19 protein-coding genes are annotated in these 24,225 nt (G+C 71.4%); 8 read left to right on the forward strand and 11 right to left on the reverse strand.

All coding sequences use genetic code 11. From position 1 onward, the window contains the following. Positions 1–20: 20 nt before the first annotated feature. Together ACIRD8_RS10460 and ACIRD8_RS10465 are read right to left on the reverse strand one after the other, a co-directional pair. The gene (locus ACIRD8_RS10460; protein ID WP_403988758.1) at positions 21–698 is read right to left on the reverse strand and encodes a GntR family transcriptional regulator; all 678 of its coding nucleotides are present in this window, start codon (positions 696–698) and stop codon (positions 21–23) included. 74 nt (positions 699–772) lie between these two features. Beyond that, the gene (locus tag ACIRD8_RS10465) at positions 773–1,723 is read right to left on the reverse strand and encodes a beta-ketoacyl-ACP synthase III (RefSeq protein WP_403988760.1); all 951 of its coding nucleotides are present in this window, start codon (positions 1,721–1,723) and stop codon (positions 773–775) included. Between the two features lie 279 nt (positions 1,724–2,002). Here ACIRD8_RS10465 and ACIRD8_RS10470 point away from each other — a divergent pair, with 279 nt between their 5' ends. The 5 genes from ACIRD8_RS10470 to fdhD are packed head-to-tail and all read left to right on the forward strand — an operon-like array spanning position 2,003 to position 8,661. Next, positions 2,003–2,992: a 2-dehydropantoate 2-reductase gene (locus ACIRD8_RS10470; protein ID WP_403988762.1), complete on the forward strand. Its 990-nt coding sequence runs from the start codon at positions 2,003–2,005 to the stop codon at positions 2,990–2,992. Then, positions 2,989–4,944: a molybdopterin oxidoreductase family protein gene (locus ACIRD8_RS10475; protein ID WP_403988764.1), complete on the forward strand. Its 1,956-nt coding sequence runs from the start codon at positions 2,989–2,991 to the stop codon at positions 4,942–4,944. The genes ACIRD8_RS10470 and ACIRD8_RS10475 overlap by 4 nt, the downstream gene beginning before the upstream one ends. Further along, complete coding sequence (locus ACIRD8_RS10480) at positions 4,935–6,950, forward strand: NAD(P)H-dependent oxidoreductase subunit E (RefSeq protein WP_403988766.1); 2,016 nt, start codon at positions 4,935–4,937, stop codon at positions 6,948–6,950. The genes ACIRD8_RS10475 and ACIRD8_RS10480 overlap by 10 nt, the downstream gene beginning before the upstream one ends. After that, entirely contained in the window at positions 6,947–7,807 is an 861-nt protein-coding gene (locus ACIRD8_RS10485) for a 2Fe-2S iron-sulfur cluster-binding protein (RefSeq protein WP_403988768.1), read from the forward strand. Before ACIRD8_RS10480 ends, ACIRD8_RS10485 begins: the two co-directional genes overlap by 4 nt. Before the next feature lie 5 nt (positions 7,808–7,812). Then, positions 7,813–8,661 (forward strand): formate dehydrogenase accessory sulfurtransferase FdhD, encoded by an 849-nt coding sequence (fdhD, locus tag ACIRD8_RS10490; protein WP_403988770.1) that lies wholly within the window; start codon positions 7,813–7,815, stop codon positions 8,659–8,661. A 75-nt stretch (positions 8,662–8,736) separates the two neighbouring features. Here fdhD and ACIRD8_RS10495 read toward each other — a convergent pair whose 3' ends face one another. The 4 genes from ACIRD8_RS10495 to ACIRD8_RS10510 form a co-directional block, all read right to left on the reverse strand. Then, positions 8,737–9,240, reverse strand: a complete 504-nt coding sequence (locus tag ACIRD8_RS10495; protein WP_393384076.1) for an NUDIX hydrolase — start codon at positions 9,238–9,240, stop codon at positions 8,737–8,739. A 106-nt stretch (positions 9,241–9,346) separates the two neighbouring features. Further along, complete coding sequence (locus ACIRD8_RS10500; protein ID WP_403988772.1) at positions 9,347–9,760, reverse strand: DUF6069 family protein; 414 nt, start codon at positions 9,758–9,760, stop codon at positions 9,347–9,349. Further along, positions 9,757–10,371 carry a TetR/AcrR family transcriptional regulator gene (locus ACIRD8_RS10505; protein ID WP_403988774.1) on the reverse strand — a complete coding sequence of 205 codons (615 nt, stop codon included), beginning with the start codon at positions 10,369–10,371 and terminating at the stop codon, positions 9,757–9,759. The genes ACIRD8_RS10500 and ACIRD8_RS10505 overlap by 4 nt, the downstream gene beginning before the upstream one ends. A gap of 80 nt (positions 10,372–10,451) precedes the next feature. Beyond that, positions 10,452–11,486, reverse strand: a complete 1,035-nt coding sequence (locus tag ACIRD8_RS10510) for a bile acid:sodium symporter family protein (protein ID WP_403988776.1) — start codon at positions 11,484–11,486, stop codon at positions 10,452–10,454. 115 nt (positions 11,487–11,601) lie between these two features. Here ACIRD8_RS10510 and ACIRD8_RS10515 point away from each other — a divergent pair, with 115 nt between their 5' ends. From ACIRD8_RS10515 to ACIRD8_RS10525, 3 genes are all read left to right on the forward strand, one after another. Further along, entirely contained in the window at positions 11,602–12,495 is an 894-nt protein-coding gene (locus ACIRD8_RS10515) for a LysR substrate-binding domain-containing protein (RefSeq protein ID WP_403988778.1), read from the forward strand. A gap of 265 nt (positions 12,496–12,760) precedes the next feature. Then, positions 12,761–14,560 carry an AMP-dependent synthetase/ligase gene (locus ACIRD8_RS10520; protein ID WP_403988780.1) on the forward strand — a complete coding sequence of 600 codons (1,800 nt, stop codon included), beginning with the start codon at positions 12,761–12,763 and terminating at the stop codon, positions 14,558–14,560. Positions 14,561–14,696: 136 nt separating this feature from the next. Continuing rightward, on the forward strand, positions 14,697–15,533 hold the full coding sequence (locus ACIRD8_RS10525) for an aldo/keto reductase (RefSeq protein ID WP_403988782.1): 837 nt from the start codon (positions 14,697–14,699) through the stop codon (positions 15,531–15,533). A gap of 335 nt (positions 15,534–15,868) precedes the next feature. On the opposite strand, the gene ACIRD8_RS10530 is transcribed toward ACIRD8_RS10525, so the two are convergent. The 5 genes from ACIRD8_RS10530 to ACIRD8_RS10550 form a co-directional block, all read right to left on the reverse strand. After that, complete coding sequence (locus tag ACIRD8_RS10530) at positions 15,869–18,898, reverse strand: alpha-mannosidase (protein ID WP_403988784.1); 3,030 nt, start codon at positions 18,896–18,898, stop codon at positions 15,869–15,871. A 41-nt stretch (positions 18,899–18,939) separates the two neighbouring features. After that, the gene (locus ACIRD8_RS10535) at positions 18,940–21,006 is read right to left on the reverse strand and encodes an endo-beta-N-acetylglucosaminidase (RefSeq protein ID WP_403988786.1); all 2,067 of its coding nucleotides are present in this window, start codon (positions 21,004–21,006) and stop codon (positions 18,940–18,942) included. A 61-nt stretch (positions 21,007–21,067) separates the two neighbouring features. After that, entirely contained in the window at positions 21,068–22,321 is a 1,254-nt protein-coding gene (locus ACIRD8_RS10540; protein ID WP_403988788.1) for a glycosyl hydrolase, read from the reverse strand. A gap of 50 nt (positions 22,322–22,371) precedes the next feature. Continuing rightward, the gene (locus ACIRD8_RS10545) at positions 22,372–23,232 is read right to left on the reverse strand and encodes a carbohydrate ABC transporter permease (RefSeq protein WP_403988790.1); all 861 of its coding nucleotides are present in this window, start codon (positions 23,230–23,232) and stop codon (positions 22,372–22,374) included. Continuing rightward, positions 23,229–24,221 carry a carbohydrate ABC transporter permease gene (locus tag ACIRD8_RS10550; RefSeq protein WP_403988792.1) on the reverse strand — a complete coding sequence of 331 codons (993 nt, stop codon included), beginning with the start codon at positions 24,219–24,221 and terminating at the stop codon, positions 23,229–23,231. The genes ACIRD8_RS10545 and ACIRD8_RS10550 overlap by 4 nt, the downstream gene beginning before the upstream one ends. Between the last annotated feature and the right edge of the window lie 4 nt (positions 24,222–24,225).

Below are 24,225 nucleotides of genomic sequence, written 5' to 3' on the forward strand. Positions count from 1 at the left end.
GGCCTCCGGTCGCGCGACGATCAGGCCTGCTCGCGCCGGTGGTACGTCTGGCGCGTGTGCTCGGTGTGCGCCCGCATGATCTCGGTCGCCCGCTGCTCGTCCCTGGAGGCGATCGCGGCGATCAGCTCCCGGTGCTCGATCCAGGACTGGGTGCCGCGCTGACGGGCCACCGGTGTGTAGTACCAGCGGACCCTGCGGTCCACCTGGCCGGCGAGTTCGGACAGGACGACGTTGCCCGCCAGCTCCATGACCTTGGCGTGGAACGCGGCGTTCGTGGCGACGGCGAGGTCCACGTCGTCGGCGGCGACGGCCCGCTCCCCCTGGGAGCACAGCTCCTCCAGGGCCTCGATGCCCGGCCGCCCGGAGTGGGCGGCGGCCAGCCGGGCGGCCTCCGCCTCCAGCAGGGTTCGGACCGACAGCAGCTGGTCCGCCTCCTCCTCGGTGGGCTCATGGACGAACGCGCCCTGCGCGGGGCGCAGATCGACCCACCCCTCGGTGTTCAGCCGCTGGAGCGCCTCGCGCACCGGCTGCCGCGACACCCCCAGGTGCCCGGCGAGTTCACTCTCGACGAGATGCTGGCCGGGGCTGAGGGCACGCGTGGTGATCAGCTCCAGGAGCGCCTCGTAGACACGCTCGCGCAACGGCCCGGGCCGCTCCAGCTTCGGCACCGTTCCTTGCGGCAGTCCTGCGGACAACATCACGGTCCCCCTCCGAGCGCCCGGGCATTGCTTATCGTCTACAGTCTACCGAGCACAATGCCACGACGGGGGCCTCAGGGGCAGCGGATCACCTGACCCGCGTACGAAAGATTGCCGCCGAAGCCGAAGAGCAGGACGGGCGCACCGCTGTCGACCTCGCCCCGTTCCACCAGTTTGGACAGGGCCATCGGGATCGAGGCGGCCGAGGTGTTGCCGGAATCCACCACGTCCCGGGCGATGACGGCGTTGACCGCGCCGATCTTACGGGCGACGGGTTCGATGATCCTCAGGTTGGCCTGGTGCAGCACCACAGCGGCGAGGTCCTCGGGCGTGACTCCGGCCCGCTCGCAGACCTTCCGGGCGATCGGCGGCAGCTGCGTGGTGGCCCAGCGGTAGACGGACTGCCCTTCCTGCGCGAACCGCGGGGGCGTGCCCTCGATCCGTACGGCGTTGCCCATCTCCGGCACGGAACCCCAGAGGACGGGGCCGATCCCGGGCCTGTCACCCCCCTCGGGGTCGGCGGTGACGACGGCGGCTCCGGCGCCGTCGCCCATCAGGACGCAGGTGGAGCGGTCCGTCCAGTCGACGATGTCGCCCATCTTGTCGGCGCCGATGACGAGGGCCCGGGTGGCGGCTCCGGCCCGGATGGCGTGGTCGGCGGTGGCCAGTGCATGGGTGAACCCGGAGCAGACCACGTTGATGTCCATCACGGCCGGCGAGCCCATGCCCAGGCGGGCGGCGACCCGGGCGGACATGCTCGGCGAGCGGTCGATGGCGGTGGACGTGGCGACGAGGACCATGTCGATGTCCGCGGGCTGCAGTCCCGCCGAGGCGAGGGCCTTGGCCGCGGCGTGCGCCGCCAGCTCGTCCACGGGTTCGTCCGGGCCGCCCACGTGCCGGGTCCTGATGCCGACCCGGCTGGTGATCCACTCGTCACTGGTGTCGACCATGGCCGCCAGGTCGTCGTTGGTGAGGACCTTGGCGGGCTGGTAGTGGCCGAGCGCCACGACACGTGAGCCGGTCATGTACGGGTTCCCCTCGCTACGTTTGGCAGGAACTATCCAGTCTTGGTTGCTACCGACCGGTACAGGGGCACCTGATCCCACAGGAATACGGGCCCGAGGTTGGAGCGTCTCGAACAGCTCCCCGGGAACTCTCGCGGACACTCCGGCGTCCCCGCCGGAATCGCGGAACGGACGAGGCACACGCTGTCACGAGTATTGACCCTCTCCAAAGGCATACTGTAGACAATATTCTGTCGACTTGACACCCTCGCTCGGTCCTCTCACCGAACGGAGAGCCCCGTGAAAGTCGCAGTTGTCGGCGCCGGAGCCATCGGCGCCTATGTCGGGGCCGCGCTCCACCGCGCAGGCGCCGAGGTCCATCTCATCGCCCGGGGCCCACACCTGGCGGCCATGCGCCGCGACGGTGTGCGCGTGCTCAGCCCGCGCGGTGACTTCACCGCACGGCCCGCCGCCACCGACGACCCGTCGGACGTCGGGCCCGTCGACTACGTCTTCCTCGGCCTCAAGGCCAACTCGTACGCGGGATCAGGGCCCCTGGTCCATCCGCTGATGCACCGGGACACCGCGGTGATAGCCGCTCAGAACGGCATCCCCTGGTGGTACTTCCACGGCCTGGCCGGCCCCTACACCGGCCGCCGGCTCGACAGCGTCGACCCGGCGGGCTCGGTGAGCGCCACACTGCCGCCCGAACGCGCCATCGGCTGCGTCGTCTACGCCGCCACAGAGATCGAGGCGCCGGGCGTCGTACGCCACCTCGAAGGCACCCGGTTCTCCATCGGCGAGCCGGACCGGTCGGTGTCCCGGCGCTGTCTGGACTTCAGCGAGGCCATGGTCGCGGGCGGACTCAAGTGCCCCGTGGAGTCAGATCTGCGCAACGACATCTGGATCAAACTGCTCGGCAACATCTCCTTCAACCCGATCAGCGCGCTGGCCCGCGCCACCATGGGCCAGATCTGCCGCCATCCGGAGACCCGCGTACTCGTGGAGTCGATGATGCGCGAGACCCTCGCCGTGGCGGCGGCCGTCGGCTGCCGCCCCGAGATCTCCGTGGAGCGGCGCATCGCGGGCGCGGAGCGCGTCGGCGATCACAAGACATCCACCCTCCAGGACCTGGAGAAGGGCAAACCCCTCGAACTCGACGTGCTGCTCGCGGCCGTCGTCGAGCTGGCCGAGCTGGCCGGAACGCCCGTACCGACGCTGCGCGCCGTGCACGCGCTCGCGGATCTCCTCGCCACCACGTCCCCGGCACCGGCAGGGAGCGCAGCATGAAGAACGAACGCACGGGCGGCAGGACCCGCAGGGGCCGGCAGCCGAAGACGTACGAACGCCTCACGCACCCCCTCGTCCGCGGGGAGGACGGTGAGCTGCGCCGGGCGAGCTGGGACGAGGCACTGGCCAGGGCGGCTGCCGGATTCCGCCGGACCCGTGAGGCCTACGGGCCCGACGCCTTCGCGATGCTGTCCTGCGCCCGGGCCACCAACGAGATGAACTACGTCGCCCAGAAGTTCACCCGGGTCGTGATGGGCACCAACAACGTCGACTCCTGCAACCGCACCTGCCACGCCCCGAGCGTCGCGGGCCTCTCGGCCGCCTTCGGCTCCGGCGGCGGCACCTCCTCGTACGAGGAGGCGGAACACACCGACCTGATCGTGATGTGGGGCTCCAACGCCCGTTTCGCGCACCCGATCTTCTTCCATCACGTGCTGAAGGGCATCCGCAACGGCGCCCGGATGCACGCCGTCGACCCGCGCCGCACCTCCACCGCCGAATGGGCGGAGAGCTGGCTCGGCCTCAACGTCGGCACGGACATCCCGCTCGCCCACGCCATCGGCCGCGAGATCATCCACGCGGGGCTGGTCAACCGGGCCTTCGTGGACCGCGCGACCACCGGGTACGAGGAGTACGCGGCGCTCGTCGAGCCCTGGACCCTGACGGCGGCCGAGAAGGTGACCGGGGTTCCGGCCGAGGCGATCCGGGACCTCGCCCACGCCTACGCCACGGCCGAACGCGCCCAGCTCTGCTGGACCCTGGGCATCACCGAACACCACAACGGCACCGACAACGTCCGCGCGCTGATCAACCTCTGCCTGCTCACCGGCCACGTCGGACGGTACGGCTCCGGGGTCCAGCCCCTGCGCGGGCAGAACAACGTGCAGGGCGGCGGCGACATGGGCGCCATCCCCAACAAGCTGCCCGGCTTCCAGGACATCCTCGACCCGCCGGTCCGGCAGAAGTTCGAGCGGTCCTGGGACACCGTCATCCAGCCCCGGTACGGCAAGACGCTGACCGAGATGTTCGAGGCCATGGAGACCGGCGAACTCCGCGCTGTGTACTGCATCGGGGAGAACCCCGCGCAGTCGGAGGCCGACAGCGACCAGGCCGTACGCCGGCTGGAGGCCCTCGACCACCTGGTGGTGCAGGACATCTTCCTGACCAGGACCGCCCAGCTCGCCGACGTGGTCCTGCCCGCCACCGCCGCCTGGGCGGAGACCGACGGCACCACCACCAACAGCGAACGGCGTGTGCAGCGGGTCAGGGCCGCGCTGGCACCGCCTGGCGAGGCCCGCGAGGACATCGACATCCTCTGCGCCATGGCGGAACAGCTGGGCCACGACTGGAAGTTCGAGGACTCCGAGGCCGTCTGGAACGAACTGCGCTCCCTGTCGCCCGACCACTTCGGGATGACGTACGAGCGGCTCGCGGAGCATCAGGGGCTTCAGTGGCCCTGCCCCGACACGGAGAAGCTGCCGTCGAGTTTCCTGCACGCCCGGCTCTGGGAGACCGATCCGGTGCGGCGCGGCCCGGCGGCCCCGTTCGGCCTGGTGCAGCACGACCCGCCGGTCGACCTCACCGACGAGTCCTACCCGCTGCGGCTCACGACCGGCCGACGGCTGGACTCGTACAACACCGGTGTCCAGAGCAGCGGTTACGCATCACCGCTGCGCCGGGGCGAGTACATCGAGCTCTGCCCCGAGGACGCGGCGTCCTACGGCGTCGCCGTCGGCGAGGAGGTACGGGTCTCGTCCCGGCGGGGCAGTGTCACCGCCCCGGTCTGGATCGACCCGGGGCTCCGGCCGGGCCTCGCCTTCATGACGATGCACTTCCCGGACGAGGTCGACACCAACCAGCTGACCATCGAGGCGAACTGCCCGATCGCCGGCACCGCCGAGTTCAAGGCCTCCGCCGTACGGATAGAGAAGCTGGTGCCGGCATGGACCTGAAGTACACCGACGCGGCCCCATCCGACGCCGAACGGGAAGCGGTGGACGCCCTGTTGGGCCCCCCGCCGTCGGGATGGGAGGGTGCCGCCGAGCGCTCGGACGAGGATCTGCGCTGGGCGAGGGGCGGCGCGGCGGCGGCCAAGGACCGGCGTGACCAGCTGCTGCCCGCGCTGCACGCGGTGAACGACCGCGTGGGCTGGATCAGTGAGGGCGCGCTGGACTACATCTGCCGACGGCTGACGGTGGCCCCCGCTGAGGCGTACGGAGTCGCGACCTTCTACGCCATGTTCTCGGTGCGGCCCCGCCCTGCGAAGGTGCTCCACGTCTGTACGGACCTGGCCTGCGCGGCCCGCGGCTCGGCAGCCGTGTGCGCGGACCTCACCGCACGCCTGGGCCCAGCGGGCACCCCGGCCGAGGGCACGGTCTGGCAGGAGAGCCCCTGCCTGGGCCTGTGCGAACGAGCCCCGGCGGCGCTGCTGTTGCAGGCTGGGGAGGAACCGTCCTCGCCGGCGATATCAACCCCAGCGGAACTCCCCCACCCCCCAGGGGCAATATCAGCCCCGGCGGAACTCCCCCACCCCCCAGGGGCAATATCAGCCCCTCCGGCGATTGAGGAGCGGGGGTCCGGGGGCAGAGCCCCCGGTGCCCGGGCGGAGCCCGCCACCACCACCCGCCACTCAGCCGTGCTCGCCCCCACCACGGCACCCGCACTCGTCACGGCCGCCCGAGCCCCGGAGAAGACTCCCGCCGAGCCCCCGCCCGCCGCAGCCGTCCCCCAGGCGGGCGACCCCACCCTCGTCCTCCTCAGACACATCGGCGCCGTGGACCCCGCCTCCCTCGACGACTACCGCTCCACCGGCGGCTACACCGCCCTGCGCCGCGCCTTCGCACTCGGCCCCGCCGGGGTGATCCGCGAGGTGCTGGAGGCCGGGCTCGTCGGCCGCGGCGGCGCCGCGTTCCCGACGGGCCGCAAGTGGCAGGCCACCGCCCAGCAGGCCGACGGCCCGCACTACCTCGTCTGCAACGCGGACGAGAGCGAGCCCGGCACCTTCAAGGACCGGGTGCTGATGGAGGGCGACCCGTACGCCCTGGTCGAAGCGATGACGATCGCCGGGTACGCCGTCGGCGCCCACCAGGGCTACATCTATCTGCGCGGCGAGTACCCACGCGCGTACGAACGCCTCGCCCACGCCCTGACGAGCGCCCGCACCCGCGGCCTGCTCGGCCCGGACGTCCTCGGCCAGGGGTACGCCTTCGACATCGAGATCCGGCGCGGGGCGGGGGCGTACATCTGCGGCGAGGAGACCGCGATCTTCAACTCGATCGAGGGGCAGCGGGGCGAGCCGCGCTCCAAACCGCCGTTCCCGGTCGAGAAGGGCCTCTTCGGCAAGCCGACGGCCGTCAACAACGTCGAGACCCTCGTCAATGTGCTGCCGATCCTGGAGCACGGCGCCGCCGCGTACGCCGCGACCGGCACGGAGACGTCCACCGGCACCAAGCTGTTCTGCGTCTCCGGTCAGGTCGACCGCCCCGGCGTCTACGAACTGCCCTTCGGGGCGAACCTGCGGGAGCTGCTCGACCTGGCGGGCCCGCCCGAGCGCCTGAGGGCCGTACTCCTCGGCGGGGCGGCCGGCGGCTTCGTACGCCCCGACGAGCTGGACGTCCCGCTCACCTTCGAGGGCACCCGCGCCGCGGGGACGACGCTCGGTTCGGGGGTGGTCCTGGTCCTGGACGACTCGGTGGAGCTCCCCCGCGTCCTGCTGCGCATCGCGGAGTTCTTCCGCGACGAGTCGTGCGGCCAGTGCGTGCCCTGCCGGGTGGGCACGGTCCGCCAGGAGGAGGCGCTGCACCGGATCGTGGACCGTACGGGCGCCGCGGCCGCCCAGGACATCGCACTGATGAGAGAGGTGGGGCAGGCCATGCGGGACGCCTCGATCTGCGGTCTCGGCCAGACCGCGTGGAACGCCGTGGAGTCCGCCATCGACCGTCTGGGGGTCTACAAGTGACTGCTGTTCCGCTTCAGCCGCCGCGCCGTCTCGTCCCGTTCACGCTGGACGGCGAGGAGACCCGGGTCCCGGAGGGATCGACGATCCTGGACGCCTGCCGGTCGGCGGGCAAGGACATCCCGACCCTGTGCCAGGGGGACACGCTCACCCCGAAGAACGCCTGCCGGGTGTGCGTGGTCGAGGTCGAGGGCTCCCGCACGCTCGCCCCCGCCTGCTCCCGCCGCGCCGAGCCGGGCATGACGGTCCGTACGGACACCGAGCGGGCCCGGCACAGCCGGAAGGTGGTCCTGGAGCTGCTGGCCTCGTCGACGGATCTGTCGACGACGCCCCGGGCCGAGGAGTGGATCAAGGAGTACGAGGCGGAGCCCGACCGCTTCGGCGCCGACGCCGCCCGGATGAACGAACAGCCGAAGATCGACAACGAGCTGTACGTCCGCGATTACGACAAGTGCATCCTCTGCTACAAGTGCGTCGACGCCTGTGGCGAGCAGTGGCAGAACACCTTCGCCATCGCGGTGTCGGGGCGCGGTTTCGACGCCCGTATCTCCACCGAGCACGACGCGGCGCTCCCCGACTCGGCCTGTGTCTTCTGCGGGAACTGCATCGAGGTGTGCCCGACCGGTGCGCTGTCGTTCAGCACCGAATTCGGCATGCGGGCGGCCGGCACCTGGGACGAGGCGGCGCAGACGCAGACCACGACCGTCTGCGCGTACTGCGGTGTGGGCTGCAACGTGACCCTCCACGTGCAGGAGAACGAGATCGTCAAGGTCACCTCGCCGCACGACAACCCGGTGACCCATGGCAACCTCTGTATCAAGGGCCGTTTCGGCTTCCAACACGTACAGAATCGGGATTGACGGCTATGGGACGGGTCACCGAGCGTCGCCGCACCATCCGCATCCGGGACGGGGCGGTCACCACGCGCCCCGACACCCTGGTCGCGGAGGAGCCCCTGGAGATCCGGCTGAACGGCAAGCCGCTCGCCATCACGATGCGCACCCCGGGCGACGACTTCGCGCTGGCGGCGGGGTTCCTGGTGAGCGAGGGCGTGATCGGCGAGGGGTCCGAGGTGCAGTCGATCGTGTACTGCGCCGGGGCGACGGCCGACGGGGTGAACACGTACAACGTGGTCGACGTGAAGCTCGCCCCGGGTGTCGTGGTCCCCGACATCACCCTCGAACGCAACGTCTACACCACCTCGTCCTGCGGACTGTGCGGCAAGGCGAGCCTCGACGCCGTACGCACCACGACCCGCCATCCCGTCGCCGACACTCCCCCGGTCCGGGTGACGCCCGCCCTGCTCTCCGCCCTCCCCGACCGGCTGCGCGAGGCACAGCGGGTGTTCGACCGGACCGGGGGGCTGCACGCCGCCGCGCTGTTCTCCCCGGAGGGGGAGCTGCTCGACATCCGTGAGGACGTGGGCCGCCACAACGCGGTCGACAAGCTCGTGGGCCGCGCCCTCACCGACGACCGCCTGCCGCTCTCGCAGGCGATCCTGCTGGTGTCGGGGCGCGCCTCGTTCGAACTGGCGCAGAAGGCGGTGATGGCGGGGATCCCGATGCTGGCGGCGGTCTCGGCGCCGTCGTCGCTGGCCGTGGACCTGGCGGCCGAGAGCGGACTGACCCTCGTCGGCTTTCTGCGGGGCCAGTCCATGAACGTGTACGCGGGTGACCACCGCATCGCCCTGGAGGCGACGGTGGGCCGGGGCTGAGGCCCCGCCCGCTGCACGGGGCAGGGGTCCGGCCGACGGGGAGCGCCCCCTGCGCCGGCCGGACCCTCTCGTGGGTCACCAGCGGGCGACCAGCGTCTCCTCTCCACCCCGGTTGCGGTACAGCCAGGTGGTCCCGGGAGCGGCATCCCCGTTCAGATAGCCGACGATGGGCTCCCGCTGCGTCGCGCTGTCGAGCTCGCCCAGTAGCTTCAGGGCATCGGGCAAGGGGAAGAAGGCGGCCTGCTCGATGTCGTCGTCCTGGGGCGCGATGTCTCCCGACCACGCGTCGATCTCGAAGGCGGCGGCCACGGCCGAAGGGTGGCGCTCCGAGTCGATGTGCATGAGGAACGCGGTCCGCACCGGATCGCCCACGAGCAGCCCGGTCTCCTCCCGCAGCTCGCGCCGGAGGGCTTCGTGCATGAGCTCGCCGTCCTCGACCCCTCCGCCGGGGAGCGACCAGAGGATCTCTCCTGCGGCGCCGAGACTCTCTCGCACGAGCAGGATCTCGTTCCCCCGGCGGATGATGCCGATGACCAGCTGCACGCGGGGTTTCGGGGCCTTCGGTTCTTCTGCCGTCATGGTGTGGACCATACGACGGGTCCGCGGCCCGGTTCGCCCCCGCCTGCGGGATATCCGCCTCTTCCCGCAGGAGACCTCGGACAGGGCGACCCGCGACAGCCAGGAGTCAGGAGGCTGTCGACGCACGGGGTGCCGCCGCGGCGTCCTTCGTGCGCAGGCCAGGGATCAGCACCGCCGCCACCACCAGGTGCATCAGGGCCAGCGCGGCCCGGGTGCCGCCGTCCATTCCTTCGCCGGTCAACGGCAGGAAGGAGAGGGCCAGTACGGCGAGGGCGACCCCGGTCCAAACGGCGCGGGCGCGCCGTACGCCGAGCCGTTCCAGGGCAGCCAGCACTCCCCAGCCGGCGAGCGACGCGAGCAGGGCGACGAGCGCCACGGGTAAGGCGCCGACGTCGAGCGTCTGCTCGCCGTCGGTGATCCGCAGCCGGTGTCCCAGCAGCGGGTCCGCGGCCAGCCACACCAGGACGGGTGCCACGACGGCCAGGGCCGTGACCCCCAGGCGTCTCCTCCGCGCGCTCACTCGGCGCCTCCCGACTGCGCCCCGTGCAGGAAGAGCTCCACCAGTTCCTGCGAGGTCAGGTCGGGCTCGTCGTCCGTACGCGGCTGGGTGAAGAGCAGCCCGAAGAAGAGCGCCGCGATCTGTTCCGGCGGGCGGCGCAGGGTGGCCCTGTCGGGCTCCAGCAGCTCCGCGAGGGCCGAGCGGAGACGGGTCGTCGACTCGTTGCGGCCCGCGCCGCGCACCGTGCCGGGATGCTTGCCGCCGCCGCGATGCCCGAGTGAGCCGGCGATCGCGCCCATCCTGGCCATGTGCGCCTGCAGCGCCTCGGCCGCCTCGGCGAGCCGGTCGGGCAGGGGCTGGGACATGTCGATCGTGTCGAGCTCGCGGATCGCGTGCTCGGGGGAGAGCGCCTCGGCCATGCAGGCCTGGAGCAGCTCGTCCTTGTCGGCGAAGACCCGGAAGATCGTGCCCTCACCGATACCCGCGGCGCGGGCGACCTTCGCGGTCGTCACCGCCGCACCGTACTCGGCGATCAGCGGAATGGCTGTCTGGATGATCATCGCGCGCCGCTCTTCCGGCGACATGGCGGGGGCGCGACGGCGGGTGGTCTGGTTCTCCTCGGCTGCTGTCATGGGTGCGAGCATACGGAGTGAGTCCTCACTCCGTCAATGAGTGAGGACTCACTCCGTATCGTCGGCGTCTCGCCGAGGGCTCAGTTCACCAACTCCGCCGGAGCGGATGGGACGTGGGCAGCGCTCGGCAGCGGGTCACGCGAGCGGCGCTTGGCGATCACCGCGCAGACCATCAGCTGCATCTGGTGGAAGAGCATCAGCGGCAGCACCGCGAGGCTCGCGTGCGCGCCGAACAGGACGCTGGCCATCGGCAGCCCGGCCGCCAGACTCTTCTTCGACCCGGCGAACTGGATGGCGATCCGGTCCTCCCGCCCGAAGCCGAGCCGCTTCGCCCCGTACCAGCTCACCGCGAGCATGAGCGCCAGCAGCACGGCCTCGGCGCCGAGCAGGGCGCCGAGCCGGAGCGGGGTGACCTGGTGCCAGATGCCGGCCACCATGCCCTCGCTGAAGGCCGTGTATACGACGAGCAGGATCGAGCCGCGGTCGACGTAACCCAGCACCTTGCGGTGGCGGCCGATGAACCCTCCGACCCAGCGGCGCAGCAGCTGGCCGGCGAGGAAGGGCACCAGCAGCTGGAGGACGATCTTCATCAGGGAGTCCGCGGAGAACCCTCCCCCGCTCCCGCCGAGCAGCGCGGCCGCCAGCAGCGGGGTCAGCACGATGCCGGCGATGCTGGAGAAGGAGCCCGCGCAGATCGCGGCCGGGACGTTGCCGCGGGCGATCGAGGTGAAGGCGATCGACGACTGGATGGTCGAGGGCACCAGGCACAGGAAGAGGAAGCCGTCCTGGAGCTGTGGGGTCAGCACGTACGGGACGAGCCCGTGGCTGGCGAGGCCGAACAGCGGGAACACCAGGAAGGTGCAGGCCAGGACGGTGAGGTGGAGCCGCCAGTGCTTCAGGCCGTCGAGCGCCTCGGCGGTCGAGAGACGCGCTCCGTAGAGGAAGAAGAGCAGGGCGACCGCTCCGGTCGACGCGCCGCCCGCCACATCGGCGCCGGCCCCGGACACGGGCAGCAGCGCCGCGACTACCACCGTGCCGATCAGCGCCAGGATGTAGGGGTCGACCGGCAGCCAGGACGGCAGCGCGGGGATACGGCGGCTGGTGCGGCGGCTCATGTGCTCCGTGCTCTCTCGGTGGAATCGTGCCCTCCCCATCGTGCTCCTGATCACCGCGATCGGGAATCAGGTACAAGGAACTGACTGTCATCACGAAGCGCGATAGCCTCGGCCCATGTACGACCCCGTTCAGCTCCGTACCTTCCTGGCCGTGGCCCAGACCCTGAGCTTCACCCAGGCGGCCCGCCGGCTCGGCGTCCGGCAGTCCACGGTCAGCCAGCACGTCCGCAGGCTGGAGTCGGAGGCCGGCCGGCAGCTCTTCGACCGGGATACGCACCGGGTCGACCTCACCGAGGACGGCGAGGCCATGCTGGGCTTCGCCCGGACGATCCTGCAGGCCAACGAGCGTGCGGCGGCCTTCTTCACGGGCACCCGGCTGCGCGGCCGGCTGCGCTTCGGGGCGTCCGAGGACTTCGTGCTGACCCGCCTTCCGGAGATCCTGGAGTCGTTCCGGCGGGAGCATCCCGAGGTCGAGCTGGAGCTCACGGTGGAGCTGTCCGGCGCGCTGCACCGGCAGCTCGCGGCGGGCCGGCTCGACCTGGTGCTGGCCAAGCGCCGCACCGGGGACACCCACGGGGAGCTGGTCTGGCAGGACACCCTGACCTGGATCGGTGCCCCGCAGCTGCGGATCGACCCCGAGCGCCCCCTCCCGCTGATCGCCTTCCCGCCGCCCGGCATCACCAGGGCGAGGGCCCTGGAGGTGCTGGAGGAGCACGGCAGGCCCTGGCGCTTCGCGTGTACGAGCGCGAGCCTGAGCGCCCTCGTGGCGGCGGCCAGGGCGGGCCTGGGCGTGATGGCGCACACCCGTGGTCTCATCCCACCGGGGCTCGTGCCGGTGCCGCCCAGGGCGGGCCTGCCGGAGCTCGGGGACGTGGACTTCGTGCTGCTGCACGGGCGCCGGAGGGACAGCGCCCAGGAGGCGGCGGACGCACTCGCGGCGGCGATCCTCGCGGGCGGCGACCGCCTCCACCGCGGGCCGGTCGTGCCTTCGCACCCGGAGCCGGCGTAACGGCCTCATCCGCGACGGCGAGCGGGTGGGGCCGTAAGTGCCGCGTACAGATTCGGTGGAGATTCCCGCCCGAGCCACTTACTCCGTGGTCAGAAGTCTGCCCGAGCCTTGCCCATCTGGCCCGATTTCTACGGTTGGGCAGGCCAGATGCCACGTTTTTAGGAGACTTCGGACCCTCCCGCAGTCTCGTGCGGTGAGGTAGCGTCGCGGCGCCGTGCGGAGCGCCACAAGGAGCAGGTCATTGCGCGAGTTCACTGTCCCACCCATGGCCGCTGCCCCTCAAGTCGGCGGTCTTGCCGATACCGTCTTCGACTTTGCGGAGGAGGACCCCCACCGGACGGCCCTCGGCCGCAAGGACGCGGAGGGCCGCTGGCACGACGTGTCAGCCGCCGCCTTCCGCGACGAGGTGCTGGCTCTCGCCAAGGGGCTGATCGCGCACGGCGTCCGGTTCGGCGACCGGGTCGCCCTGATGTCGCGCACGCGCTACGAGTGGACGCTCTTCGACTTCGCCCTCTGGACGGTGGGCGCCCAGTCCGTACCGATCTATCCGACGTCGTCGGCCGAGCAGGTCCTGTGGATGCTGCACGACGCCGAGGTCGCGGCCGTCATGGTCGAGCACGAGGACCACGCGATGACGATCGGTTCGGTGATCGACCGGCTGCCGAACCTGCACCGGCTCTGGCAGCTGGACGCCGACGTGGTGGCCGAGCTCGTCGAGGCCGGGGCGCTGATCGACGACGAGGTCGTCCACCGGCACCGCCGTGCGGTGACCCCCGACTCGGTGGCGACCGTGATCTACACCTCCGGCACGACGGGGCGCCCCAAGGGCTGTGTGATCACGCACGCCAACTTCATGTTCGAGGCCGACACCATGGTCGACCGCTGGCATCCGGTGTTCCTCTCCAAGCCCGGCGAGGAGGCGGCGACGCTGCTCTTCCTGCCGCTCGCGCACGTCTTCGGCCGCATGGTGGAGATCGCGGCGCTGCGCGGCCGGGTGAAGCTGGCGCACCAGCCGGAGCTGTCCGCGAAGGCGCTGATGCCGGATCTGGTGTCCTTCAGACCCACGTTCATCCTCGCGGTGCCGTACATCTTCGAGAAGGTCTTCAACGGCGCACGGCGCAAGGCGGAGTCCGAGGGCCGCGCCGGAGCGTTCGACAAGGCGGTCGACGTCGCCGTGAAGTACGCCGAGGCGATCGAGGAGCGGGCCTTCGGCACGGGTCCCGGGCCATCCGCCGGGCTGCGGATGCAGCACCAGTTCTTCGACAAGGTCGTCTACCGCAAGGTCCGCGACGCGATGGGCGGCCGGGTGCGGCACGCCATGTCGGGCGGCTCCGGCATGGACCGGCAGCTCGGGCTGTTCTTCGCGGGTGCGGGCGTCACGGTCTACGAGGGCTACGGGCTGACCGAGACGACCGCCGCGGCCACGGCGAATCCGCCCGAGCGCACCCGCTACGGCACCGTGGGCCAGCCGATCCCCGGCTCCACGGTGCACATCGCCCGGGACGGCGAGGTGTGGGTGCACGGGGCCAACGTCTTCTCCGGCTACCTGGGTGACCCGAAGGCCACCGACTCCGTGCTGCACGACGGCTGGCTGGCCACCGGTGACCTGGGGGCGCTCGACGAGGACGGCTATCTGACCATCACCGGGCGCAAGAAGGAGATCCTGGTGACGTCCGGCGGCAAGAGCGTGGCCCCCGCCGGTCTGGAGGAGCGGGTGCGCGCGCATCCGCTGGTGGCGCAGTGCATCGTCGTCGGGAACGACCGCCCCTACATCGCGGCGCTGGTCACCGTCGACCACGAGTCGGTGGAGCACTGGCTCGCCATGCAGGGCCGTACGCCGATGCGCCCCGCCGATCTGGTGCGCGACCCCGACCTGGAGATGGAGGTGCGCCGGGCGGTGGTGGCCGCGAACACGGCGGTGTCCCAGGCGGAGTCGATCCGCACCTTCCGCATCCTGGCGCACCAGTTCACCGAGGAGCACGGTCTGCTGACCCCGTCGCTCAAGCTGAAGCGGAAGGCGATCGAGACGGCGTACTCGGCCGAGGTCGACGCCCTCTACCGCTGAGCCGCAGCAGGACCTGACGGGTGGTCGAAGGTTCGTCTCTTCTCCGGTTCACCGGATCCGGACGAGTGGGAATGCTTACCCTTTGCCGATCGTTCCCTCTGGGAGTACCCACCCACAACGTAAGGATCGACTGCTCGTGAGCCAGGTCCCCACCATCACCCTCAACAACGGCCTCGAGATGCCGCAGCTCGGCTTCGGTGTCTGGCAGGTGCCGGACGACGAGGCCACGACGGCCGTGGCCACGGCCCTGGAGGCCGGGTACCGGAGCATCGACACCGCCGCGATCTACGGGAACGAGGCGGGCACCGGAAAGGCCCTCGCCACCACGGACGTGCCCCGTGAGGAGCTGTTCGTCACCACCAAGCTGTGGAACTCCGAGCAGGGTTACGACTCGACGCTGCGCGCCTTCGACACGTCGCTGGACAAGCTGGGCCTCGAGTACGTCGACCTCTACCTCATCCACTGGCCGGTGCCGGCCAAGGACGCCTACGTCGACACGTACAAGGCCTTCGAGCGGATCCTGGCGGACGGCCGCGCGAAGACCATCGGCGTGTCCAACTTCCTCCCGGAGCACCTGGAGCGCCTGCTGGGCGAGACCTCCGTCGTCCCCGCGGTCAACCAGATCGAGCTGCACCCGCAGCTCCAGCAGGCCGAGTCCCGCGCCTTCCACGCCGAGCACGGCATCGTCACCGAGGCCTGGTCGCCGCTGGGCTCGGGCAAGGGCCTCCTGGAGGTCCCGACCGTGGTCGCCGTCGCGCGCAAGCACGGCCGCAGCCCCGCCCAGGTGGTGCTCCGCTGGCACCTGCAGACCGGCCACGTGGTGATCCCCAAGTCCGTGACGCCGGCGCGGATCGCGGAGAACATCGACGTCTTCGGCTTCGAGCTGGACGCCGACGACCTGGCCGCGTTCGCCGCGCTGGACGAGGGCAAGCGCATCGGCTCCGACCCGGCCGAGATGAACATCGGCGCCTGACGCCCGCTTATCCCCCGGCGCCCCCACCGCTGTACGTGCGGTGGGGGCGCCGGTGTGTCCGCGCGGCCAGGAGTCGTCCGCGGGAAACACGGTGAACCGCACCGGCCACGCTGGTTATGGTCGCCGGATGAGTACCCGAACCTTCCGCATCACGGTCCCAGGACTCGGGCGAGGCGGAAGAGGACATCCTGGAGGCGACCGAGCGCGCCGAGGACCTCTCCCAGGCGCCCCTCGGCAAGCGGCAGCGCCGCGCTGCGGCCGGGAAGGACGCCTGATCCTCCCCCCGCCTCAGGACCCGGGCGGTGTGGGGCCGGGGGCCGGCCCCACACCCTGGTTCAGCCGCGGGCCAGCCGCAGGGTGACCAGCTCGAACGGGCGCAGCGACAGGCTCACGCCCTCCGCGGTGAGCTCCGGCGCCGTCACACCGGCCAGCGGCCGCTCCAGCAGGTCGGTGACCGCGACGCCGGTGGCCACGAACCCGGTGCAGAGGCGGACCCTGGCCCGGCCGCCGGTGGACTCGTAGAGCCGTACGACCACGTCACCGCTCGCGTCGTCGGCCAGCTTGACCGCGCTGACGACCACGGCGTCGTTGTCGACGGTGACCAGCGGTGCGACCTCGTGCTCGCCGGTGACGCGGCGCTCGGGCAGGTTGATGCGGAAGCCCTCACGGACCGCGTCGCCGATCGCCGCGCCCGGCGCGAGGGCGTGCCGGAAGCGGTGGACGCCCTGGTCGGTCTCCGGGTCGGGGAAGCGCGGGGCGCGCAGCAGTGACACGCGCACCATGGTGGTGGTGCCCGCGTCCGAGGTGCGCACCGTACGGGTCACGTCGTGCCCGTACGTCGAGTCGTTGACGAGCGCGACGCCCCAGCCCGGCTCCTCCACGTGGACGAACCGGTGGTTGCACGCCTCGAACTTGGCTGCCTCCCAGCTGGTGTTGGTGTGGGTGGCCCGGTAGAAGTGCCCGAACTGCGTCTCGGAGGCGTAGCGCTCGGCGTGCACGTCCAGCGGGAACGCGGCCTTGAGGAACTTCTCCGTCTCGTGCCAGTCGACCTCGGTGTCGATGTCGAGGCGCTTGGCGCCGGAGGTCAGGGTCAGCAGCTGGGTGACCTTCGATCCACCGAAGCTCCGTACGATCCGGACGCCGACCGTGTCACCGTCCTCGACCGGGGTGAGTTCGTCGAGGCCGGTGAGGTCGGTGACGGTGTTCCGGTAGAACGCATCGACGTCCCAGGCGTCCCACATGTTCGGGAAGTCGGGGTGGATCTGGAGGAGGTTGGCCGCCTGCCCCGGCGCGACGGTCTCGCGCTCGGCGCCGATGTCGTACGCCGAGACGACCAGTCCCCTGGCGTCGATCTCGACCTGGAGGAGCCCGTTGTCCAGCACGAAGCCGCCGCCCTCGCGCGGGGCGAGCTGCCCCTCGCTGCCCCGGTGCGCGGCACCGGCCGCACCCGCGCCGACTCCGGCGCGGTTGTGCGGGGCGGAGTTGAAGACGAGGTCACGCCCGGCGGCGGGGTCGCCGGCCAGGGCGCGCTGCGCGGCGTCCACGATGGCGTTCAGTTCCCCGGCGACGGCCGCATAGGTCTTCTCGGCCTCGCGGTGCACCCAGGCGATCGACGAACCCGGCAGGATGTCGTGGAACTGGTGGAGCAGGACCGTCTTCCAGATCCGGTCCAACTGCTCGTACGGATAGGCGTATCCGCCGCGCACGGCAGCGGTCGCGGCCCACAGTTCGGCTTCCCGCAGCAGGTGTTCGCTGCGCCGGTTGCCCTGCTTGGTCTTCGCCTGGCTGGTGAGGGTGGCGCGGTGGAGTTCCAGGTACAGCTCGCCGACCCACACCGGGGCGTCCGGATATTCGGCCTCGGCCTTGGCGAAGAAGTCTGCGGGCTTCTCCCACTCGACGGTGGCCGAGCCCTCCAGGCTGCGCATCCGGGCGGCCTTGGCGATCATCTCGCGGGTCGTCCCGCCGCCGCCGTCACCCCACCCGGTCGGGGCGAGCGAGTGACGGGCGACGCCCTTGTCCTTGAAGTTGTCCGCCGCGTGGGCGATCTCACTGCCCTTCATGGAGCAGTTGTACGTGTCGACCGGCGGGAAGTGGGTGAAGATCCGCGTGCCGTCGATGCCTTCCCAACGGAAGGTGTGGTGGGGGAACTTGTTGGTCTGGCTCCACGAGATCTTCTGTGTGAGCAGCCACTTGGAGCCCGCCGCCTTGATGATCTGCGGCAGCCCGGCGGCGAAGCCGAAGGTGTCGGGGAGCCACGCCTCGTCGTTCTCGATGCCGAACTCGTCGATGAAGAACCGCTTGCCGTGGACGAACTGACGGGCCATCGCCTCGGATCCGGGCATATTGGTGTCGGACTCGACCCACATCCCGCCGGACGGCACGAACCTGCCCTCCGCGACCGCCTTCTTGACCTTGGCGTACACCTCGGGGCGGTGTTCCTTGATCCACGCGAACTGCTGGGCCTGGGACATCGCGAACACGAAGTCCGGCTCGTCCTCCAGCAGGGCCGTCATGTTGGACGTCGTGCGCGCGACCTTGCGGACCGTCTCGCGCAGCGGCCACAGCCAGGCGGAGTCGATGTGGGCGTGCCCCACCGCGCTGATGCGGTGGGCGGACGGCTGCGCGGGGGTGGCGAGCACCCCGGCCAGCTCCGCGCGGGCCGCCTCCGCGGTGCCGTTGACGTCCTGGAGGTCGACGGCGTCGAGGGCCCGGCCGATCGCGCGCAGGATGTCCCAGCGGCGGGCCCCCTCGACGGGCAGTTCCGCCATCAGCTCACCCAGCACCTCCAGGTCCTGGACGAGGTTCCACACGTGCTCGTCGAAGACGGCGAGGTCCATCCGGGCGAGGGTGTACTGGGGCTCGCTGCCGGCCGTCTCCTTGTCGCCGAGCCGGGTCGGCAGGAAGGGGTGGTAGTCGAGGATGACGGGGTTGGACGCGGCCTCGATGTGCAGCAGGACCTCTTCGCCGCCCTCGACGGGAGCCCCCACGCGCACCCACTGGTTACGCGGGTTGAGGCCCTTCACCGGGGTGCCGTCGGGCCGGTAGACCAGGCCTTCGCACTGGAAGCCGGGCATGTTCTCGTCGAAGCCCAGGTCGAGGAGCGCCTCGACGGTCCGGCCCGCCCAGTGCGCGGGGACGGTCCCCGAGACACGGAACCAGCAGGTGCTCCACGGGGCTCCCCACCGGTCGCCGACCGCGATCGGCTCGACGGGGCCGGCGAGGCCCTCGGCGACGGGGACGGGTTCGCCGGGAGCGTTCCAGACGGCGACGTCCAGGGGTACGGACTCCGGGTGTACGGCGGGCCGGATGCGTTCGTCCAGGACACGCTTCAGACGGGCTTCCACCAGAGTGCGGTCGTCGTGCATGAGGGTGACTCCGTTGTGATGTGGGTGCGGGTGAGGACGGGTTACCAGCGGTGTGCGGTGACGGCGGGGCCGGACAGGGCGTAGAGCTCGTCCACGGCCCTGACCTGGAAGCGCGCGGTTTCCTCGCCCGCTTCCCTGCGGATGCCTGACACGTGGAAAGCGGTCTGGCACGTGCCTCCGAGGAAGCGCGGGGTGCCGTCGGGGAGGATCCGGTGCACCTCGTAGTGGCGTACGGGGCCGGGTGCGTGGTGCCAGCGCAGGCGCAGCTCCGTGCCGTCGGCGGCGGCGTCGGTGACGCGCAGTGCGGTCGGTGCGTGGGGCTTGCCGACCGTATCGCGTACGGCCAGCGCGCCGAGCCTCCACCGCACCGCGCCCGCGCCGGTGAGCCGCACGCCCAGTGCGCGGGCGGTGCCGCGCAGGGAGCCCAGCCGCACGGTCGTTGTGGTCCAGCCCGCGCCCGGCCTCAGCTCTCCGGCCGGCACATAGGTGTAGGCGATCGGGTCGCCCGCCCGGTCGGGTTCGTGCAGGGCGACGGCCAGTTCCACGGTGACCGGTCCGGAGCCCGGGTCGGTGCGGTGGGTGAGTTCGACGGCCGTACGCCGGGAGAGCGGCAGCCGGGTCCCGAACAGTTCGACGGTGGCCGGGGCCTTGAGGTCGGCGTCGACCAGGAGGCTGCTCCCTCCACGCCAGGCGTCGGCGAAGTCGAAGCCGACGGACGGCGTGCTGCCCTCGGTGCGGACGACCCAGCGGCGCCCGGGGAGCCGGTCCTGGAGCCCCAGATGGTTCCACGCGGTGTCCGAGACCGGCCGCCCCCGCTCGTACCACCGCAGGCCGTGCCCGGTGTTGAAGGTGGTGGCGAACGGCAGCCGGTCGATCGTCGAACGGTCGGCGAGCACCACCGCCGGGGCGCGCCAGCCGTCCTCGGGGCCGGGCCTCGCGGGGTCGAGCGAGCTGCCGGTCCAGAACCGCTGGTCGGCGGCGTGGAACTGCCCGGGGGTGCGGTCCTCGGGCAGGTGGTTCAGCGTCCACTCGGGGCGGTAGAAGCCGTACGAGACGGTGTGCGGGCGGTCGGTGGGCACGATCGCGTCCCAGTCGGCCTCCCGGTTCCAGCCGGTCGACTCGACGTCGACGCCGGCCCACAGGTCGTAGCGGCTGCGCCCGATGTCCTCGGCCCGTTCACCGGACGCCGCGAGGGTCTCCGGGGTCCAGCGGAAGTCGACGAACATCGAGTCCGCCTGCTGGAACAGGGCGGTGTTCTCGTCGTTGAGGGCGCCCTGCCAGCCGACCCGGCCGCTCACCGTCATGGCGTCGTACCAGGTGGTGCGGAGCCCGGCGGCCTCGCCGCGGGCGCGCAGGTCGGTGACGAACGCCAGCATCTCGGCGCCGAGCGCGGCGTCCCCGCCCTCGGTCTCGGCGTTGAGGAACCAGCCGTCGAAGCCGTGCGCGACCGCCGCCTCGACCAGTTTCGCGGCCAGCGGGAAGCGCCCGGCCGCGTCGCGCTGCACGAGGTCTCGGGTCCATCGCAGGTCGCCTCCGTGGTGCACGGGCGGCAGGAACACGGTGCCGAGGACGGGCACGCCGTGCCGGTGGGCCGCGTCCACGACCGGGGCGTTCGGAGCCAGGATCAGGCCCTCGCCGGCCGAGCCGCCCCAGAAGACCAGCTCGTCGATGTACGCCCAGTGGTTCAGGGCGTAGTAGTCGGCGGTGGCCGAGCCCTGGGACGGGTTGCCCGCCGTGTTGCCGAAGGCCACCAGGGAGGTGATCCGCGCCTGGTCGGTCCGGGCCGTGGTGTTGGCCGGGACCGGGGTGAAGCGGTCGGCGAGCGGCACGGACGCGGTGTTGAACGGCAGGTCCGGGTCGGTCTCCGGACGCCATGCCTTCAGGCTGCGCCAGGTGACGCCGTCGCCGGGGGTGCCGGCGGGCAGCGAGTCGGGGAACCAGTACGAGGCACAGGGCTGGGGCGCCCCCGGCGCCGGTGCCGCGCTGGCTGCGGCGGCCCGTCCGGGGAGGGCGGGGGCAAGGAGGGCGGCCGCGGCACCGGCGCCGGCGAGGACGACGGTACGGCGGGTGGGGGTGGCGGGGCGCTGCTGGGGCTGGGGCTGGGTCATGGTCTGCTCCGTATCGTGCGGGGTGCGATTCCGGTGCTGTGGGGGGGGGGGGTACGCCGGTTCAGAGGACCTGGGCGGGCGTGACCACCTCGGTGATACCGCGCCCGACGAGGTGGTCCCGGTCACCGGCGCGGCTCGCGAGGACCGTGGTGGGGCGGGCGCCGTCCGCGGTGAGCCGGGCGAACGCCTCGAAGACCTCACCGCCGGGGGCGCACACCGAGCGGCGGGGCGCGGTGTCGTCGTCCCCGGTGTCGACGACGAGCGCGGTGGTCCGGGGCGCGGGCCGGTGGGCGGCGGCGCGCTGTTCCTCGACGATCCGGGCGATGGCCCGCCCGGCTGGCTTGACCTGCCGGTCGTTGGTGAGCAGCCCGAGCCCGTATTCCAGTTCGGGGAAGTCGGCCAGGGAGCGCGAGACGTCGTGGGAGCACCACCAGGTGACGCCCCAGACGTCCTCGCAGTCCAGGGCGTTCGCGACGGTCGCCTCCGTGAACGGGGCGGCGTGCCCGGCGGGGATCAGGGGGGCGGGCGCGCCCACCTCCTGGAGCCACACCGGCCGGTGCGGGTCGTGCGCCCAGGCCTTGGAGAGCTCGATCAGGTACGCCGCGTGGTGCTCGGTGGCCGTGCCGTCGCGGCCGTGGCGCTGGGCGGTGCCGTTGAAGACCCAGGAGTGCACGGCGGTGACCGCCCCGATCCGGGCGGCGTGGGCGGGGGTGAAGGCGTGGTCGTCCTGGTACCAGGAGGCGTCGTACTCCGCGTGCAGATGGAGCTTGCCCGGGGCGCCCTCCTCGCAGGCGTCGAGCAGGGTCCGCAGCCAGTCGGCGGCCTGCCTGGGCGTGATGGGGTCGGGGTCGGGGTGCGGGCTTCCGGAGAACTGGTTGATCTCGTTGCCCAGGGTCATGCCGATGAAGTTGCGCCGGTCGGCGAGGGCGCCTGCGAGGGTCCGCAGGTACGCGGCCTGGGCGGCCACGACGTCCGGATCGGCGAAGAGGTTGCGGCGGTGCCAGGTCTGCGTCCAGGCGGGCAGGAAGTCGAAGCTCGACAGATGCCCCTGCAGTCCGTCCACGTTGACGTCGAGGCCGCGTTCGGCCGCCGCGTCGGCGAGCGCGACGAGCTGCTCGACGGCGCGCGGGCGGATCAGTGTGCGGTTGGGCTGGAAGAGCGGCCAGAGCGGGAAGACCCTGATGTGGTCGAGGCCGAGGCCGGCGATCGAGTCCAGGTCGGCGCGTACGGAGTCGAGGTCGAAGTCCAGCCAGTGGTGGAACCAGCCCTGGCTGGGCGTGTAGTTGGCGCCGAAGCGGGGCGCGGTGGAGCTCATGGAAGGGGTGATCCTGGTTCTGTGGTGGGGGCGGCGGGCGGCGCGGACGGTCAGCCCTTGACGGCGCCTTCACCGACGCCCCGGAAGAAGAAGCGCTGCAGGCAGGCGAAGAGCGCGATGAGCGGGGCGACGGCGATGATCGTGCCCGCCGCGACGAGCCGTTCGTCGTTGGCGAAGGTGCCGTGCAGATAGTTCAGTCCGATGGTCAGCGTGAAGTTCTCCGGGTCGCTGAGCACGATCAGCGGCCACAGGAAGTCGTCCCAGGCGCCCATGAAGGCGAAGATCGCCACGACGGCGAGGGTGCCCTTGACCGAGGGAAGCGCGATCCGCAGGAAGCGCTGCCAGACGTTGGCGCCGTCGACGTACGCGGCTTCCTCCACCTCCTGCGGGAGGTTCAGGAAGGCGTTGCGCATCAGCAGGACGTTCATCGCGCCGATGGAGCCCGGCAGGAGCACTCCTAGCAGGGTGTTGTTGAGGCCGAGGTCCCGCATGGTGGTGAACTGGGCGATGATGATGCCCTCCACGGGCACCAGCATGGCCAGGATGAACGCCAGGGTGGCGGCCCGGCGCCCCCGGTAGCGCAGCCTGGCCAGGGCGTAGCCGGCCAGCGCGGCGCCCACGCAGTTGGTCACCACGTTGGCGGAGGCGACCTTCAGGGAGTTCAGGGCGTACTCCCAGACCGGGATGGTGTCGGCGACCCGCGTGTAGTTGTCCAGGGTCGGATCGCTGGGGAAGAACTTCGGCGGGGAGCTGAAGATGTCCTCGCCCGGACCCTTGAGCGAGGTCGAGAGCTGCCACAGGAACGGCCCGACGGTCAGGGCCAGCACGAGGAGCAGCAGCACGTAGCGCAGGACGAGCTGCCGGAGCGGGATGCGGCGGCCCTCGGCGTCGGTGGTCCTCAGGATGCTCACGCGTCCTCCTTGCGGTCGGCGCGGAGCACCAGCAGCATCAGCCCGACGGTGACGACGAAGATGACGACCGAGATGGCGGAGGCGTATCCGACGCGTCCGGTCAGTCCGGTGCCGACGCGCTGGACCAGCATCACGAGGGTGGTGTCCTCACCGGCCGGACCACCGGAGGGGCCCGCCATCAGATAGACCTCGGAGAAGACCTTGAAGGCCGAGACGGAGGCCAGCGCCGCGACCAGCACCATGGTCGAGCGGACGGCGGGAACGGTGACGGTGAAGAAGCGGCGTACCGCTCCCGCACCGTCCACGGCGGCCGCCTCGTGCAGCTCACGGGGCACGTTGGCCAGGGCGGCCAGATAGATGATCATGTAGTAGCCGAGGCCCTTCCAGACCGTGACCGTCATCGCGCTCATGAGCAGCAGCCACTGGTCGCTGAGGAAGCCGACCTTGCCGACGCCCACCGCCTCCAGCAGGGAGTTGATCAGCCCGCGGTCGTCGAGCATCCACACCCAGATCAGGCCGACGACCACGATGGAGGCGACGACCGGGGTGTAGAAGGCGGAGCGGAAGAAGGTGATGCCGGGGATGTGCCGTTGGACGAGCATCGCCAGCAGCAGCGGGAGGATCACGAGCGCGGGTACGACGCCGAGGACGTAGAGCGTGCTGTTGCGGAGCCCGATCCAGAACATCTCGTCGTGCAGCAGCTCCTGGAAGTTGTCCAGGCCGACGAACGTGCCGGGGACGAGCGTCCGGCGGTCGGTGAAGGCGTTGACCAGGGTGCTGAAGAACGGGTACAGGCTGAAGGCGCCGACGACCAGCAGCCCGGGAGCCGCGAACAGCCAGGGACTGAGCGGCAGATGGCGGCTGAACCGACGGCCCGGCCGGCTGCCGCCCGGGGCACCGGGCCCGCTCTCCGCCGGGCGGGAGCGGGGCCCGGGGACGCCGCCGGCCGTCGTGCGGACGGCGGATGAGGGGGTGACTGGGGTCTTCATCAGG

Source organism: Streptomyces sp. NPDC102451, from assembly GCF_044765485.1.
Taxonomy (GTDB): domain Bacteria; phylum Actinomycetota; class Actinomycetes; order Streptomycetales; family Streptomycetaceae; genus Streptomyces.

Coding starts and splice junctions, on each gene's coding strand:
- ACIRD8_RS10515 (WP_403988778.1), top strand. CDS start 11,602: ATGTACGACCCCGTTCAGCTCCGTACCTTCCTGGCCGTGGCCCAGACC.
- ACIRD8_RS10475 (WP_403988764.1), top strand. CDS start 2,989: ATGAAGAACGAACGCACGGGCGGCAGGACCCGCAGGGGCCGGCAGCCG.
- fdhD (WP_403988770.1), top strand. CDS start 7,813: ATGGGACGGGTCACCGAGCGTCGCCGCACCATCCGCATCCGGGACGGG.
- ACIRD8_RS10540 (WP_403988788.1), bottom strand. CDS start 22,321: ATGAGCTCCACCGCGCCCCGCTTCGGCGCCAACTACACGCCCAGCCAG.
- ACIRD8_RS10495 (WP_393384076.1), bottom strand. CDS start 9,240: ATGACGGCAGAAGAACCGAAGGCCCCGAAACCCCGCGTGCAGCTGGTC.
- ACIRD8_RS10510 (WP_403988776.1), bottom strand. CDS start 11,486: ATGAGCCGCCGCACCAGCCGCCGTATCCCCGCGCTGCCGTCCTGGCTG.
- ACIRD8_RS10465 (WP_403988760.1), bottom strand. CDS start 1,723: ATGACCGGCTCACGTGTCGTGGCGCTCGGCCACTACCAGCCCGCCAAG.
- ACIRD8_RS10520 (WP_403988780.1), top strand. CDS start 12,761: ATGGCCGCTGCCCCTCAAGTCGGCGGTCTTGCCGATACCGTCTTCGAC.
- ACIRD8_RS10480 (WP_403988766.1), top strand. CDS start 4,935: ATGGACCTGAAGTACACCGACGCGGCCCCATCCGACGCCGAACGGGAA.
- ACIRD8_RS10530 (WP_403988784.1), bottom strand. CDS start 18,898: ATGCACGACGACCGCACTCTGGTGGAAGCCCGTCTGAAGCGTGTCCTG.
- ACIRD8_RS10505 (WP_403988774.1), bottom strand. CDS start 10,371: ATGACAGCAGCCGAGGAGAACCAGACCACCCGCCGTCGCGCCCCCGCC.
- ACIRD8_RS10460 (WP_403988758.1), bottom strand. CDS start 698: ATGTTGTCCGCAGGACTGCCGCAAGGAACGGTGCCGAAGCTGGAGCGG.
- ACIRD8_RS10535 (WP_403988786.1), bottom strand. CDS start 21,006: ATGACCCAGCCCCAGCCCCAGCAGCGCCCCGCCACCCCCACCCGCCGT.
- ACIRD8_RS10550 (WP_403988792.1), bottom strand. CDS start 24,221: ATGAAGACCCCAGTCACCCCCTCATCCGCCGTCCGCACGACGGCCGGC.